Source organism: Streptomyces sp. NPDC047002 (assembly GCF_040704505.1).
Taxonomy (GTDB): domain Bacteria; phylum Actinomycetota; class Actinomycetes; order Streptomycetales; family Streptomycetaceae; genus Streptomyces.
Genome location: NZ_JBEYWC010000025.1, coordinates 36,419 through 51,546 on the forward strand (window position 1 = coordinate 36,419; position 15,128 = coordinate 51,546).

Consider the following 15,128-nt stretch of genomic DNA (forward strand, 5'->3'; position numbering starts at 1 on the left):
CGCCCGTGAGGGAGGCGTACCGCGCGGGCAACACGGCCGACCCGGCCGCGAAACGGCCGCCGACCACGCTCGGAGCCCCGGGGCACGAAGCCCTCACGAGAGCGCGGAGCCCCGAGGAAGCGGCCGCAGGCGCCCACGCCCCCAGCCAAGGAGCACCCGATGACGACACCCCCGGCGCCCGAGGCGCCACCGCAGGACCCCGCGGCCGGGACCCGCCCCGGCCATGTGGTCCTCGTCGGCCACGGCATGGTCGGCCAGCGCTTCCTCGAAGCCCTGGTGGCGCTGCCCGAGGCGGCGGGGACGCGCATCACGGTCCTCGCCGAGGAGACCAGGCCCGCCTACGACCGGGTCCACCTGACGTCCTGGTTCTCCGGCACGAGCGCCGAGGAACTCTCCCTGTGCCCGCCGGGGTTCCTCGCCGGGCACGGCATCGACCTCAGGCTCGGCGACCCGGCCGTCGCCCTCGACCGCGGCGCCCGCACGGTCACCACGGCGAGCGGCGCGCGCGTCCGCTACGACACGCTGGTGCTCGCCACCGGCTCGGCGCCGTTCGTGCCGCCCGTGCCGGGCCGCGACGCCGCAGGCTGCCACGTGTACCGGACCGTCGAGGACCTGGAGGCGATCAGCGCCGACGCGGGCAGGGCGGCGGCGGGCGCGGTCGTCGGCGGCGGGCTGCTCGGGCTCGAAGCTGCCGGCGCGCTCACCGCGCTCGGACTGCCCACGCACGTCGTGGAGTTCGCGCCCCGCCTGATGGCGCTCCAGGTCGACGAGGGCGGCGGCGCGCTGCTGCGCCGCAAGGTCGAGGACCTCGGGGTGCGGGTGCACACCGGGGCAGGCACCCAGGCCGTGCTGACAGGACCCGACGGGCGGGTCCGCGCGATGGAACTCTCCGACGGCAGCGAACTCGCCGTCGACCTCGTGGTGTTCTCCGCGGGTGTCCGCCCGCGCGACTCCCTCGCGCGCGCCGCGGGCCTGCCCGTGGGCGAGCGCGGCGGCGTCGCCGTGGACGGCAGCTGCCGCACCCCCGACCCGCGTGTCTACGCGATCGGCGAGTGTGCGCGCGCCGCCGACGGCCGGGTCCACGGGCTCGTCGCACCCGGCTACGCGATGGCCGAGGCCGCGGCCCGCGCCGTCGCGGGCGCCGCGCCCGCCCCCTTCACCGGCGCCGACACCTCGACCAAGCTCAAACTGCTCGGCGTGGACGTCGCCAGCTTCGGCGACGCGCACGGCGCGTCGGACGGCGCCCTTGACGTCCTCTACAGCGACGGCAGGGCCGGGATCTACCGGAAGCTCGTCATCGGGCCCGACGGGGCGCTGCGCGGCGGCGTCCTCGTCGGCGACACCGAGGCGTACGGGGTGCTGCGGCCGCTCGCGGCGGCCGGCACCCCGCTGACCACCCCGCCGGAGCAGCTCGTCCTGCCTGCCGGACTCGCGGCGGCGGGCGGCGGGCAGGCGGAACTGCCGGACGAGGCTGTCGTCTGCTCCTGCCACAACGTCACCAAGGCCGCCGTCAGGGCCGCCGTCACCGAGCAGGGCTGCGGCAGCGCCGCCGAGGTCGGCACGTGCACCAGGGCGGGCACCGGCTGCGGCTCCTGCGCGAAACTGCTGGGCACCCTCGTCGCGGGCGAACTCGCCGCGAGCGGCGTCGCCGTCGCCACCGGCCTGTGCGAGCACTTCGCCCACACCCGCGCCGAGCTCTACGAGATCGTCCGGGTCAGGGGCCTCACCACGTTCTCCGCGCTGCTCGCCGAGCACGGCACCGGCGAGGGCTGCGACATCTGCAAACCCACCGTCGCCTCCATCCTCGCCTCCCTCGGCGGCGGCCACATCCTCGACGGCGAACAGGCCGCGCTCCAGGACACCAACGACCACTTCCTCGCCAACCTCCAGCGCAACGGCTCCTATTCGGTCGTGCCGCGCGTACCGGGCGGCGAGATCACCCCGGAAGGGCTCGTCACCATCGGCGAGATCGCCCGCGACCACGGCCTCTACACGAAGATCACCGGAGCCCAGCGCATCGACCTGTTCGGCGCGCGCGTCGACCAGCTGCCCGCCATCTGGGGCCGACTCGTCGACGCGGGCTTCGAGTCGGGACACGCGTACGGCAAGGCGCTGCGCACCGTGAAGTCCTGCGTCGGGCAGACCTGGTGCCGCTACGGCGTGCAGGACTCGGTCGCCCTCGCCATCGAACTCGAACTGCGCTACCGGGGCCTTCGCTCCCCGCACAAGCTCAAGTCCGCGGTCTCCGGCTGCGCCAGGGAGTGCGCCGAGGCACGCGGCAAGGACTTCGGCGTCATCGCCACCGCCGCCGGCTGGAACCTCTACGTCGGCGGCAACGGCGGCATGACCCCGCGCCACGCCGACCTGCTCGCCAAGGACCTGGACCGGGACACCCTGATCAAGGTGGTCGACCGCTTCCTGATGTTCTACATCCGCACCGCCGACCGCCTCGAACGCACTTCGGCGTGGCTGGAGCGCATCGACGGCGGCCTCGACCACGTGCGCGACGTGGTGGTCGCCGACTCCCTGGGGCTCTGCGCGGAACTGGAGCGGCTGATGGCGCGCCATGTGGCGGCCTACGAGGACGAGTGGGCCGCCACCCTCGCCGACCCGGAGCGGCTGCGCCGCTTCGCGTCGTTCGTCAACGCGCCCGGCACGCCGGACCCGGCCGTCACCTTCGTCCCCGAGCGCGGCCAGATCAGGCCGGCGAGGCCGGGCGAGCGTGGAGAGCCGCTGCCGTCGCCCGTCGTGATCGGCGGCCCGCGCCTCGAGGTGAGGGGCGCGTGAGCGGGGGAGTCGTCCGGATCGAGATCCACGACGGCGAGCGGTGGCGGGCCGTCTGCGCCGAGCGCGACCTGACGCCCGGCAGGGGCGCGGCCGTCCTGCTCGGCACCGAGCAGATCGCCGTGTTCCGCGACCGCTCCGGCGCCCTGTGGGCGGTGGCGAACCGCGACCCGTTCAGCGGCGCCACGGTGATCGCCCGGGGCCTGCTCGGCAGCCGCGGCGGCGTCCCGACCGTCATCTCGCCCATGTACAAGCAGGCCTGGGACCTGCGCGACGGCCGCTGCCTCGACGAGGACACGGCCCCCGACGGCACACCGGCCGCGCTGCGCGTCTGGCCGATCCGCCGCACGGGCGCGGACCCGGCCGCCGACGGCCGCGCGCACGCCGCGCCCCCGGGGCCGTGCGCGGCGCCGCGGCCGGGCGCCGCGCTCCCGGCCGGGGCGCCCGAGGCGCGTCCCCTCGTACCGCCACGCCATCCGTCCGGCACGCCCGCCACCGCAGGGGGAACACCATGACCACGCTCACGGACCGCCGCGACCCGGCCGCCGCCCGGCCGGGCCGCCGCTCGCACACGCTCACCGAATGGCGGCCCGAGGACCCGGAGTTCTGGGCCGCGACCGGCGCGCGCACCGCCGCGCGCAACCTCGTGCACTCGGTGCTCACCGAGCACATCGGCTTCTCCGTGTGGAGCCTGTGGTCCGTGCTCGTCCTCTTCCTCGGACCCGAGTACGGGCTCGACCCGGCGCGCAAGTTCACCCTCACCGCGCTGCCGACCGCGCTCGGCGCCGTGCTGCGGCTGCCCTACACCTTCGCCGTGGCCCGCTTCGGCGGCCGCAACTGGACCGTCTTCAGCGCCCTGCTGCTGCTCCTGCCCACCGGCCTCGCAGGGGTGCTGCTCCACCCCGGCGCCTCCTACGGGACCCTGCTCGTCCTCGCCTGCGTCTCCGGCGTCGGCGGCGGCAACTTCGCCTCGTCCATGGCCAACATCAACGCCTTCTACCCGCAGCGCCTCAAGGGCTGGGCGCTCGGCGTCAACGCGGGCGGCGGCAACCTGGGCGTGCCCGTCGTGCAGCTCGTCGGGCTGCTGGTGCTCGCGACGGCGGGCGCGGCGCACCCCCGGGTGCTGCTCCTCGTCTACCTGCCGCTGATCGTCGCCTCGGCGCTCGCCGCGTGGCTGCGCATGGACAACCTGCGCGTCGGCGGGGCCGCCACCGCGGGCGACGGGTGGCGCGACCTCGGCGAGGTGGCGCGCCACGGGCACAGCTGGGCGCTCTCCGCGCTCTACACCGGCACGTTCGGCTCGTTCATCGGCTTCGGGTTCGCCTTCGGGCAGGTGCTCCAGGTGCAGTTCGCCGACCGCTTCGACACCCCGGTCAGGGCCGCGTACCTGACCTTCCTCGGGCCGCTGCTCGGCTCGCTCACCCGGCCCGTGGGCGGCCGGCTCGCCGACCGGTGGGGCGGGGCGCGGGTGACCCTCGGGACGTTCCTCGCGATGGCCGCGGGCGCGGCCCTCGTGCTGACGGCGTCGAGGAGCGGGTCGCTGCCCCTGTTCATGGTGGGCTTCGTCGCGCTGTTCCTGTTCAGCGGGGTCGGCAACGGCTCCACGTACAAGATGATCCCCGCCGTGCAGCAGGCCGCGGCCCGCGCCGCCGTCGCCGCCGGCGCCCTCGCGCCCGGCGCCGCGGAGGAGACGGCGCGGCGCAGGACCACCGCGCTCATCGGACTCGCCGGTGCGATCGGGGCGTTCGGCGGCGTCCTCGTCAACGCCGCCTTCCGTCAGTCGTTCCTCACCGCGGGCACCGGCGACCTCGCGTACGCCGCCTTCCTCGCCGCGTACGCCGTCTGCGCGGCCCTGACCTGGGCGCTCTACGTACGCCGCCGCTGACCCCGCCCCGGGCGGACCCGCCGTACGGCCGCGCGGCGGCCGGGTACGCCGTGGAGCGGTCCGCGGTGTGGCAGGTTGGGCGGTGTGAGAGCGCATGTGAACGTGACCGCCTGGCTGGTCGAGGGGACCTGGCCCGCCTGTGTGGACGCCCTGCGGGCCCACGCGCCCGACGGGGCGGCCCTGACCCTGCTGCACGTCAGCGATCCTGACGTGCCGGGCGTCGCGCACGGCGCGTTCGCCGGGCTGCTCGGCAGGGCCAGGGCGGGCCACGACCCCGGCAGCGCGGTCGAGGGCATGGAGGCCGAGTCCGCCGCGGGGCTGCTCGCCGAGGCGGCGGAGCGCCTGGGCCTGCCGTGCGAGCGGCGGGCCGTCACGGGCCGTGCGGAGCGCGCGGTGGTCGCCGCCTGCCGCGACGCTGACCTGCTGGTGCTCGCCCGCGACGGGGAGCGCGACCGGCTCGGCCCGCGCAGCCTCGGCCCGGCGAGCCGCTTCGTCGTCGACCACGCGCCCTGCCAGGTGCTGCTTGTCTGGCCGGAGCGCGCCCCTGACGTCACGACCCTCCCGCCGGAGCCGCCCGAGCCGCCGCAGCGGCGGTGAGCCGCGGGGCCCGGGGGCGTGCCGCTCCCCAGGACCCGGCCCGCGGCACCGCCCTCACTTCACGGATCGCGCGCTCGCCGGCGGTGCACCGTGGGCTGTGCGCCGCGGGCGCGCCGCCAGGTAGTCCTTGGCCTCCTGGGACGCCTTGGCGTAGGAGCCGGAGTCGAAGGGCGGCTGGGGGTCGTACTCGATGAGGAGCTGGAACGCCTCGGCGGCCACTCGCCCCGCGATGAGTTCGGCGAGCCGCAGCGCCATGTCGATGCCCGAGGAGACCCCGGCTGCGGTGACGATGCCGCCGGGCTGCTCCACGACGCGCCGCGCCGTGTAGACGGCGCCGTACGACTCCAGGGCGTCGACGGCCCTCCAGTGGGTGGTGGCCTCAAGCCCGTCGAGCAGGCCTGCCGCACCGAGCAGGAGAGAGCCGGTGCACACCGAGGTCGTCCATGTGGTCGTGGCGTGGATGCGGCGGATCCAGTCGAGCAGCCGTTCGTCGGCGGTGTGGGCGTCCACACCCGGGCCGCCCGGCACCACCAGGACATCCGCCTCGGCGACGTCCTCGAAGGAGTGCGTGGCAAGGAGCCCGAGACGGCCCTGGCTGTCCGTGCAGGGGCCCGGGGCGCCGGCGGCGAAGACGACGTCGGATTCCGGCAGCATGCGAAGGACCTCGTACGGGCCGACGGCGTCCAGTGCGGTGAATCCGTCGAAGATCGGGATGACGATACGCATGAGCGAGCCTTTCTGAGGTGGCTGGCGTTGATCAGACAGCGGGGACGCGGGCGGAGAAGCGCTTGCGGTACTCGCCGGGGGTCACCAGGAGCGTTCGCTTGAAACTGCGGTGCAGGGTCTCGACGGTTCCGAAGCCGCAGGCGCGTGCCACCGATTCCAAGGTGGCGGTGGTGGTCTCCAGGAGCCGCCTTGCGGCCTCGATGCGGGCGATCTCGACGTACGCGGCGGGAGTCCTGCCGGTCTCCGCGCGGAAGACGCGGGTGAAGTTCCGTTCGCTCATCGCGGCCCGGGCCGCGAGGGCGGGCACGCCGAGGTCGTGTTCCGGGTGGTCGGCGATCTCGGCGAGGACATCCCGCAAGGGCGCACGCTCCGGACGCTGGGCGGCGAGCTGCGCACTGAACTGCGCCTGGCCTCCGGGGCGTTGGACGAACATCACCAGCCGGCGGGCAATGGCGCGGGAGACTTCGGGCCCGTGATCGTCTTCGGTCATGGCGAGCGCGAGGTCCATGCCCGCGGTGACACCGGCCGAGGTCCACACGTCGCCGTCACGGACGAAGATCGAGTCGGGATCGACGGTGACCCGCGGATACCGCTCGGCCAGCCGGGCGCAGTGGTCCCAGTGGGTGGCCGCCCGCCGCCCGTCCAGGAGTCCGGCGGCACCCAGCAGGAAGGCGCCGCTGCACACCGACGCCGTACGGCGGGCGTGCCGGGCACTCCGGGCGAACCAGTCGACGAAGGCCCTGTCTTCGCAGGCCCGGTCGATGCCCCGGCCGCCCACGGCGATCAGGGTGTCCACCGGGCCCGTGTCCTCCCCTGTGGTCAGGGTCGGGGAGACCGCGAGGCCGCCGCTGGAGACGACAGGACCTGGCGCGGCGGCCACCGTTTCGAGGACGACGCCCCCGGTGAGACGCCCCGCTTGGGTGAACACCTCGTGAGGTCCGGTCAGGTCGAGGATCTGGAAACCGGGAAAGACGGCGAAGACGATGCGTCGGTTGCTCACCCGTCCATCGTGATCAGATCCCCCGATGGCGGCAAGGACACGGATATGACGATTTCCGCCACCGCCCGCCGGAGCCGCCGGAGTCCCCACAACCGCCGGGGCCGCCGCACCGGCGGTGAGCCGCGCGGCCCGCGCGCGTACAGACCGGTGCCGTACGCGCCCGGGGCCGCCGCCTCACCGACCCTCTTCCTGTACCAGCCGAAGGCCAAGTCGCCCTGCGGCTGGAGCGTCACCGAGGAGCGCGCCGACCTGCTGGCCGGCGTCCTCGCCGCGGTGCCCGCCGTGGTGCTCGTGGAGGACGACGGCGCGGGACCGTTCACGGCGCGCCCGGCGGCGAGCCTCGCCGCGCGGTTGCCCGAGCGCTCGGTGCTCGTCCGCTCGTACTCCAAGCCGCACGGCCCCGACCTGCGGGTCGCCGTGCTCGGCGGGCGGCGCGACGTGGTCGACAAGGTGCGCGTCCTGCGCACCTACGGCACCGGCTGGACCAGCCGCATCCTCCAGAACGTGCTCGCCCACCTGCTGACCGACCCGGCCGCCGCCGAGCTCGTCGAGGGTGCGGCGGCCCGGTACGCCCACCGCAGGGCGGCGATGGCCCGGCGGCTCGCCGAGCGCGGCGTGCCCACCCGCCCATGTCCGGGTCGCGGTCAGCCGGCTGACGGAGGACCCGGCGGCGCTCGACGAGATCGCCGACCTGCTCGCGCACGCGGCGCACGCCGGGGACGGGATGCGCTGACGGCCGGCCCGCCGGGCCCCGCGCGAGGGGCGCCGGTGCTGGTCGGACCCGCGTGTCGCGGTGCGCCGGGCCCCGCGACACGCCGTACGGCACGCCGTTCTGCCGCGCCCTGCGGCGGCGAAGGAGGCGCGCAGAAAGTCGTGTTGATGGCGTTGACACGCAATCACCATCCACGTTTCACTCGTCACTCGTGCAGAGTGGCAACGTTGTCAGACTATCGGTCCGCGACCGCGCCGCCCTCTTCCAGGACCCCGGTGGCGCCCCCGCGCCGCCCCGGTCCACCGGCACGTCCTGTGCGTAGCACGACCGCTGCGGAGGCAATCGAATGGTCAACAGCAGCCCCTCATCGCCCACCCCCGACCGCAGATATCGCAGACGCCTGGCCCTGGTGTCCGTCCTCGGCCTCGCCGTCCTGCCGCTCCAGGCCCTGACGTCCAGCGCCTCGGCCGCCACGCCCACGCTGGTCAAGGACCCCGCGTCGCTGGTCAACCCGATCGTCGGCACCTCGGGCGCCGTGGACGACTTCCCCGGCCCCGACATGCCGTTCGGCATGATGCAGTGGGGCCCCGACACCACCCCCGACCGGCCGTCGGGCGGCGGCTACGAGTACGACGACAAGAAGCTCTCCGGCTTCAGCCTGACCCATGTCTCGGGCCCCGGCTGCGGCGTCGCGGGCGACCTGCCGTTCCTGCCCACCACGGGCGCGCTCTCCGGCAGCCTCGGCAGCACGTCGGTCGGCTTCAGCCACGACGACGAGCAGGCGTCGGCCGGCTACTACGGCGTCACCGACGCGAACGGCGTCAAGACCGAGCTGACCGACACCACGCGGGCCGGCCTCGGGCGGTTCACCTTCCCCGCGGGGCAGCAGTCGAACCTGCTGCTCAAGCTGAACGGCGGCGCCACCCAGGTCGACGGCACCCGCGTGCAGGTGGTGAACAAGAAGGAGATCAGCGGGTCGGTCGACAGCGGCCACTTCTGCGGCGCGAGCAACAAGTACACGCTGCACTTCGACATCAAGTTCGACCACCCCTTCGCCGGCAGCGGCACCTGGGTCGGCTCCACGATCAACAAGAACGCCACCTCCCTCACACAGGGCAGGGCGAAGCAGAGCCTCCAGCAGCACCCCGAGGCCGCGCAGCGCGAGCGGCACTTCACCGTGCCCGCCGCGCCCTCCCCGAGCGTGCACACCGCGCAGGGCGCGAAGGCCGGCGGCTCCTCCGCCGCCACCCGGGACGCCAAGGCCGCCCAGCCGCCGACCACGGGCGCAGGCGGGATGTACCTGACGTTCGACACGAGCAAGGACCCGTCGGTCACCGCCGCGGTCGGCATCTCGTACACCAGTGACGCCAACGCGGCCGCCAACCTCAAGGCCGAGGTCAAGGGCTGGGACTTCGACGGCATGCGCCGGGCCAACCACGACGCGTGGAACGACGTCCTCGGCAGGATCGCGGTCGGCGGCGGCAGCACGGACCAGCAGACGCAGTTCTACACCGCGCTCTACCACTCCCTGCTGCACCCGAACGTCTTCTCCGACGACAACGGCCAGTACATGGGCATGGACAACCAGGTCCACAAGCTGGCCAAGGGCCAGAAGGCCCAGTACGCCAACTACTCGGCCTGGGACACCTACCGCTCCCAGACCCAGCTGATGGCGACCATCGAGCCCAAGGTCACCAGCGACATCGTCACCTCGATGCTCAACGGCTACGACCAGACGGGCCTGCTGCCCAAGTGGGCGTCGAACAACGCCGAGAGCTACGTCATGGTCGGTGATCCAGCCGCGGCGATCATCGCCGACGCCTACGCCTTCGGGGCCCGCGGCTTCGACACCGCGCACGCGCTCTCCGCGATGGAGCACGAGGCGACCGTCCCCAACAACGACCGCCCCGGCGAGTCCGTGCGGGACGCCAAGGGCTATCTGCCGCTCGACGAGGACGACTACGGCTGCTGCAACTTCTACGGCCCGGTCTCCACGCAGCTCGAGTACGACAGCGCCGACTACGCGCTCGCGTCCTACGCCAAGTCGCTGGGCAAGACGGCCGTCTACAAGAAGTTCGCCACCCGCGCCCAGGACTGGATGAACGTCTTCAACCCGCAGACGGGCTACATCCAGGGCCGCGACAAGGACGGCCGGTTCGCGAGCGGCTTCACCCCCGGCACCTCCAACGGCTTCGTGGAGGGCACCTCGGCGCAGTACACGCCGATGGTCCCGTTCAACCTCAAGCAGCTGATCCAGGCGCGCGGCGGCAAGCAGGCGTACTCCTCGTACCTCGACAGCCTGCTCGACGACATCACCGACCCGGGCAGTACCGACGCCAACCTCAGCAACGAGCCGAGCGTCGAGATCCCCTGGGAGTACGACTACCTGGGCCGGCCCTGGAAGACGCAGGCCGCGGTCCGCGAGGCGCAGCAGAAGCTGTACTTCAACGCCCCGGTCGGCTCCTTCGGCAATGACGACCTCGGCGCGATGAGCTCCTGGTACGTCTGGTCCGAGCTCGGCATGTACCCGGAGACCCCGGGCACCGACACGCTGGCCCTCGGCAGCCCCGCCTTCCCGGTCGCGCAGATCACCTTCGGGAACGGCAAGAAGCTCGCGATCAACGCGCCGAAGGCCGCGCCCAAGGCGCCGTACGTGCAGGCGCTCGCCGTCAAGGGCAAGGAGTGGAAGCAGTCCTGGCTGACCTTCGGGCAGCTGAAGAAGGCCGGCACGATGGACTGGGCGCTCGGCACCACGCCCGACAAGTCCTGGGCGTCCTCGGCCGGTTCCGTGCCCCCGTCCGACACCACGGGCGGCGGCAAGGTCCTCGCGGCGACCGGCCCCGCCGACGGGCTGATCCTGGCGCCCGGCGCCTCCGGTGACAGCACGCTCGACCTGACCAACCTCGGCTCCAAGGCCGCCACCGTCGACTGGAAGGCCACCGCGCCCTCGGGCGTGGCGCTGTCCGCGGACTCCGGCTCGCTCACCGTGCCGGCGTCGGGCACCGCCAAGGCCGCCCTCAAGGTCACGGCGCCCGCGGCCGAGGGAGACTACTCCGTCACGTTCGCGCTCACCGACCACGCGACCGGGGCGAGTAGCGGCACCGCGGCCCTGCGGGTCGCCGTCGCCAAGCCGGGCGAACTGTGGCCCTACTCCACGAACGAGGGGATCTACCCGGACGGCGCGAGCTTCAACGGGGGCTTCGACGGCGGCGGCTGGGCATACTCCCAGGACGCCCTCGCGGCCGCGGGAGCCACCAGCGGTGCCACGGTCAGCGCCGACGGGATCGACTACACCTTCCCCGACGTGAAGTCAGGACAGCCCGACAACATCGAGATGGCGGGGCAGACCGTCCCGATGGTCCCGGGCTCCACCGGCGCCACGCTCGGCCTGCTGGGCTCGGCGACCAACGCGCCGACCGACGGCAGCGGCGTCACCGGCACCCTGACCGTCACCTACACCGACGGCAGCACGGCGAAGGCGCCGGTCACCTTCTCCGACTGGACGCTCGGCGCCGGCGGCTCCACGCCGGTGCCCGGCGACACCGAGGCCGTCACGACCGCCTACCGCGACACCGGAAGCGGCGGCAAGGACACGGTCAAGGCGTACGTCTTCTCCACCACGGTCCCGCTCGACGCCTCGAAGGAGGTGGCATCGGTGACCCTGCCGGACTCGGGCGCGCACGTCTTCGCCTTCGGCTTCGGCACGTGACACCCGCGGCCCGCCGAGGCGGGCCGCCCTGCGCGGGGCCGGTGCCCCGGGAGCCCCCGGCTCCCGGGGCACCGGCCCCGCGTTCCTGCCACCGGGGCCTCTCGCGGGTAGTTTCGACGGACATGTCCTGCCTGTCGCCGTGTCCGGCCTGCCGCAGAGAGGTGCCGCATGCAGCCGTCGCTTTTCGCCACCCTGCTCCGCCGGCTCTTGGGGGTGCGCCGCCGCGGCACGCACGTGCGCGCTTCCCTGTGGGCGGCGCTGGCCACCCTGGTCGTCCTGCTCGTCGGGTCCTGGCTCGTCGTCCCTGCGGAGCGCGGCGCGCCGAACGCCAGCATCACCTCCTACCCCCGCGCCCTGTGGTGGGCGCTGGAGACGGCCACGACGGTCGGCTACGGCGACCTCTACCCGGTCACGCTCTGGGGCCGGGTCATCGCCTGCGTGGTGATGTTCGTCGGCATCTCGCTGTTCGGCGTCCTGACGGCCGCGCTCGCCACCTGGTTCGTCTCCGGTGCGACCCGGGAGCTGCGGGCGGCGGGCGCCGCGCTGCGGCAGGCGGGGCACCGGGGCCGGGCGGACGCCGCCGCCGACGCGGCGGCGCTGCACCGCCGCTTCGACCGGCTGGAGGAGCTGGTGCGGGAGGGCCGGGGCCCGTGTCCGTGAGGCGGCGGACATCTGATGCTGCAAGGATGCACTTGCGCATGATGTGCAATAAGGTGGAGGGAGCTCGCCGCACCTTCCCGTGATCGTCTTCTCGGTGCCGTGCGCGGGCCGAAGGGCGGAGGGCCCCCGCGAGGACGTGACTCGCGGGGGCCCTCCGATTCTCCTGCGGGGTCGCAGGCAGGGTGCGTGCGGGGTCAGGAGACGTGCGGGCGCGTGCCCGGCTCCTGGCGCGGCATGCTCTGCGTCGCCGGCGGGGTCGCGGGCTTCGGCAGCTGGCTGACCTCGTACTGCGCCAGGTTGTACTGGCCGCTCGTGTCGGGCAGCGCGGGGGACTTCCTCCTGGTGTCGCCGAAGCGGAAGGCAGACGTCAGGTCGCCGACCTTGCGCCGCCGCCAGGAGCTGATGTTGGGCTCCCTGACACCGGTGATCTTCTCGAGGAAGCGCAGCTGGGAGGTGTGGTCCGCCAGCTCCGAGCTGACCCAGCCGCCCACCGTCCACGGGGAGACGATGATGCAGGGCACCCGGAAGCCGAGGCCGACGGGCAGGCCCGCGCCCTTCACACCGGTCGGGGAGGTCTTGGTGACGATCTCGTCCGCCGTGCCCGCCGGCGGGGTCGGCGGCACCACGTGGTCGAACAGGCCGTCGTTCTCGTCGTACGACAGGATGAACACGGTCTTCGCCCACACGTCGGGGTTGGCCGCGATCGCGTCGACGATGCCCGCCACGAACTGGGCGCCCGCCGCGGGCAGGTTGGCCGGGTGCTCGTCGAGGCCGCCGGGCGGGAACATCCAGCTGACGGTGGGCAGCCTGTCGTTCATCGCGTCGTACTGGAACTGGCCGAGCGGCGACGTCGCCACGGTCTGCCGGTAGAGCTGCGAGTCGGGCGAGAGCGCCATGTACTGCGCCATGTGGTGGATCTGGTCGGTGCCCGTGCCGTCCGCGTTCGAGTGGTAGAACTTGAAGCTCACCCCGGCCTTCAGCAGCCGCTCCGGGTAGGTCGTCCAGGAGTACGTGCCGGGCGCCGCGCCGTTGTCAAGGGCCGGACCGCCGTGCTCGCCGTTCGGGTCGACGGTGCCGCTCATCCACATGTAGCGGTTCGGGTGGGTCGGGCCCATCACCGAGCAGTGGTAGTGGTCGAGGACCGTGAAGTTCTCCGCGAGGGCGAACTGGAAGGGGATGTCCTCGCGGGTGTAGTAGCCCATCGTGTAGGGGCCGTTGGTGTTGCCGTCCGCGGCCCGGTGCGCCGGCAGCCAGTTGTCCATCCTGCCGCCGTTCCAGGCCGCGTGCTGCACCTCCCACGCGTGGCTCGTCGACGGGATGGCCTGCGCGGACGTGGTCTTCGTCCGGAGGTGGAAGGGGAGCATGTAGCCCTGCGCCCCTGTGGGGTCGGGCTGCTTGAACACCGGGTCGCCGTTCGGCAGCCGCACGGCCTTCTTGTCGCTGAAGCCGCGCACGCCCGACAGCGTGCCGAAGTAGTGGTCGAAGGAGCGGTTCTCCTGCATCAGCAGCACCACGTGCTGGATGTCCGAGAGCTTCCCGCCCCGCGCGGCACCGGCGGCCACCGCCTTGCGCACATTGCCGGGCAGCGCGGCGTCGACGGCCGCGAGGGCGCCGACGGTGGCGGTGGAGCCGAGGAGTCTGCGGCGGGTCAGGCCGGTGCGGGGGGACGAACTCTCCACAGCGTCGTCGTTCATTCCGGAGTTCCTTTCCACTCGGCGATGAGCCGACTTCTGGGGCCCGCAAAGAATCGCCGCGCCCGGCACAGGGCCGCGGCGGCCCACATGGCGCGCACGGGAACAACCGCGGAAGAGATCCGTGACCTGTTCGACAACCCGCTCCAGGACACCCGCCGTTGGGGCGGCAGGCGGCCCCTGGCCACCCGCGGGGCCGCCGGCGGGAGCCGCCGGGGCCGTACGCCGCGCCCCGGGGCGCGGCCTCGCAGCACGCGCCCCGCCCTGGCAGGATGGCCGTGTCCGGGGCCCGGCACGGCCCCCTACCTGCGCAGCACCGGCACACACGCGGAAGGGACCGGCATGCGGTACATCATCATCGGGGCGGGCGCGGTCGGCGGCAGCATCGGCGCCCGGCTCGCCGAGGCGGGCACGGACGTCGTCCTCGTCGCCCGCGGCGCCCACTACGAGGCGTTGCGCGACCGTGGCCTGGAGTTCACCACACCCGAGGGCACCGGGGTGCACCGCGTGCCCGTGGCCGACGGCCCGGAGAACGTCGAACTGCGCCCGGACGACGTGCTGGTGCTCGCCGTGAAGACCCAGGACGCGCCGGCCGCGCTCGGCGCCTGGGCGGGCCGCCCGGTGGCAGGCGGCGGCACGGCGGGAGAGGAGCTGCCGCTGGTGTGCGCGCAGAACGGCGTCGAGGGCGAACGCCTCGCCCTGCGCAGGTTCAGGCGCGTGTACGCGATGTGCGTCTGGCTGCCCGCCACCCACGTCGAGCCAGGCGCCGTGCTCGCGCCGAGCACCCCGTACACCGGGATCCTGCACCTCGGCCGCTACCCCTCGGGGACGGACGACACCGTCCGCGCGATCGCCGCCGACCTGGAGAAGGCCCGGCTGCTCGCGCCCGTCGTCGCCGACCCCATGCGGTGGAAGTACGCCAAGCTGCTCGGCAACCTCGCCAACGCCGTCGAGGCGCTTTCCGGCCTCGCGGACGACGATGCGCGCGCCGTCTACCAGCGGGCGCTCGCCGAGGGGTGGGCGGTGCTCTCGGCCGCGGGGGTGGACTGCGCGACCCAGCAGGAGCAGGACGAGGCGCGCGCCCTGTTCAGCCTCGATGCGGCCACGTCGGCGCGGCGCGGCGGCGGCTCCTCCTGGCAGTCGCTCGCCCGCGGCGCGGGCAGCATCGAGACCGACTACCTCAACGGCGAGATCGTCCTGCTCGGCCGCCTGCACGGGGTCGCCACGCCGGTCAACGAGACCCTCCAGCGGCTCGCCGACGCGTTCGCCGCGCAGGGCCGCGCCGCCGGCTCCCTGCCGGCGGCCGAGCTGCGCGCGGCGGCCGACCGCTCGGCAGCGCCCGCCGCGCCGCGGCCCTGACGCTG

11 protein-coding genes are annotated in these 15,128 nt (G+C 73.9%); 8 read left to right on the plus strand and 3 right to left on the minus strand.

The features are described 5' to 3' along the window. The first annotated feature begins 246 nt into the window (after positions 1-246). From nirB to AB0910_RS22150, 4 genes are all read left to right on the plus strand, one after another. Positions 247-2,787, plus strand: a complete 2,541-nt coding sequence (nirB, locus tag AB0910_RS22135; RefSeq protein ID WP_366746384.1) for a nitrite reductase large subunit NirB — start codon at positions 247-249, stop codon at positions 2,785-2,787. Further along, positions 2,784-3,299: a nitrite reductase small subunit NirD gene (gene nirD / locus AB0910_RS22140; protein ID WP_366746333.1), complete on the plus strand. Its 516-nt coding sequence runs from the start codon at positions 2,784-2,786 to the stop codon at positions 3,297-3,299. Before nirB ends, nirD begins: the two co-directional genes overlap by 4 nt. Next, the gene (locus AB0910_RS22145) at positions 3,296-4,669 is read left to right on the plus strand and encodes an MFS transporter (protein WP_366746334.1); all 1,374 of its coding nucleotides are present in this window, start codon (positions 3,296-3,298) and stop codon (positions 4,667-4,669) included. Before nirD ends, AB0910_RS22145 begins: the two co-directional genes overlap by 4 nt. Positions 4,670-4,765: 96 nt before the next feature. Next, complete coding sequence (locus tag AB0910_RS22150) at positions 4,766-5,266, plus strand: universal stress protein (RefSeq protein ID WP_366746385.1); 501 nt, start codon at positions 4,766-4,768, stop codon at positions 5,264-5,266. A 54-nt stretch (positions 5,267-5,320) separates the two neighbouring features. Here the strand turns inward: AB0910_RS22150 and AB0910_RS22155 are convergent, their stop codons facing one another. Both AB0910_RS22155 and AB0910_RS22160 read right to left on the minus strand, forming a co-directional pair. Beyond that, complete coding sequence (locus tag AB0910_RS22155; RefSeq protein ID WP_366746335.1) at positions 5,321-5,992, minus strand: DJ-1/PfpI family protein; 672 nt, start codon at positions 5,990-5,992, stop codon at positions 5,321-5,323. Between the two features lie 31 nt (positions 5,993-6,023). Continuing rightward, complete coding sequence (locus tag AB0910_RS22160; protein WP_366746336.1) at positions 6,024-6,992, minus strand: GlxA family transcriptional regulator; 969 nt, start codon at positions 6,990-6,992, stop codon at positions 6,024-6,026. Between the two features lie 553 nt (positions 6,993-7,545). On the opposite strand from AB0910_RS22160, the gene AB0910_RS22165 reads away from it, so the two are divergent. The 3 genes from AB0910_RS22165 (at position 7,546) to AB0910_RS22175 (ending at position 12,073) form a co-directional block, all read left to right on the plus strand. After that, complete coding sequence (locus tag AB0910_RS22165; RefSeq protein WP_366746337.1) at positions 7,546-7,725, plus strand: hypothetical protein; 180 nt, start codon at positions 7,546-7,548, stop codon at positions 7,723-7,725. 325 nt (positions 7,726-8,050) lie between these two features. Continuing rightward, positions 8,051-11,413, plus strand: a complete 3,363-nt coding sequence (locus AB0910_RS22170; protein WP_366746338.1) for a lectin — start codon at positions 8,051-8,053, stop codon at positions 11,411-11,413. Positions 11,414-11,581: 168 nt separating this feature from the next. Then, the gene (locus tag AB0910_RS22175) at positions 11,582-12,073 is read left to right on the plus strand and encodes a potassium channel family protein (protein WP_366746339.1); all 492 of its coding nucleotides are present in this window, start codon (positions 11,582-11,584) and stop codon (positions 12,071-12,073) included. Positions 12,074-12,267: 194 nt separating this feature from the next. Here AB0910_RS22175 and AB0910_RS22180 read toward each other — a convergent pair whose 3' ends face one another. Beyond that, positions 12,268-13,767 (minus strand): alkaline phosphatase family protein, encoded by a 1,500-nt coding sequence (locus AB0910_RS22180; RefSeq protein WP_366746340.1) that lies wholly within the window; start codon positions 13,765-13,767, stop codon positions 12,268-12,270. A 339-nt stretch (positions 13,768-14,106) separates the two neighbouring features. Here AB0910_RS22180 and AB0910_RS22185 point away from each other — a divergent pair, with 339 nt between their 5' ends. Continuing rightward, on the plus strand, positions 14,107-15,123 hold the full coding sequence (locus tag AB0910_RS22185) for a 2-dehydropantoate 2-reductase N-terminal domain-containing protein (protein WP_366746341.1): 1,017 nt from the start codon (positions 14,107-14,109) through the stop codon (positions 15,121-15,123). The last annotated feature ends 5 nt before the right edge of the window (positions 15,124-15,128 follow it).

Excerpts from the sequence above, each read along its gene's own strand:
- AB0910_RS22175 (WP_366746339.1), top strand. The coding sequence starts at position 11,582 with ATGCAGCCGTCGCTTTTCGCCACCCTGCTCCGCCGGCTCTTGGGGGTG.
- AB0910_RS22155 (WP_366746335.1), bottom strand. The coding sequence starts at position 5,992 with ATGCGTATCGTCATCCCGATCTTCGACGGATTCACCGCACTGGACGCC.
- AB0910_RS22185 (WP_366746341.1), top strand. The coding sequence starts at position 14,107 with ATGCGGTACATCATCATCGGGGCGGGCGCGGTCGGCGGCAGCATCGGC.
- nirB (WP_366746384.1), top strand. The coding sequence starts at position 247 with ATGGTCGGCCAGCGCTTCCTCGAAGCCCTGGTGGCGCTGCCCGAGGCG.
- AB0910_RS22170 (WP_366746338.1), top strand. The coding sequence starts at position 8,051 with ATGGTCAACAGCAGCCCCTCATCGCCCACCCCCGACCGCAGATATCGC.
- AB0910_RS22180 (WP_366746340.1), bottom strand. The coding sequence starts at position 13,767 with ATGAACGACGACGCTGTGGAGAGTTCGTCCCCCCGCACCGGCCTGACC.
- AB0910_RS22145 (WP_366746334.1), top strand. The coding sequence starts at position 3,296 with ATGACCACGCTCACGGACCGCCGCGACCCGGCCGCCGCCCGGCCGGGC.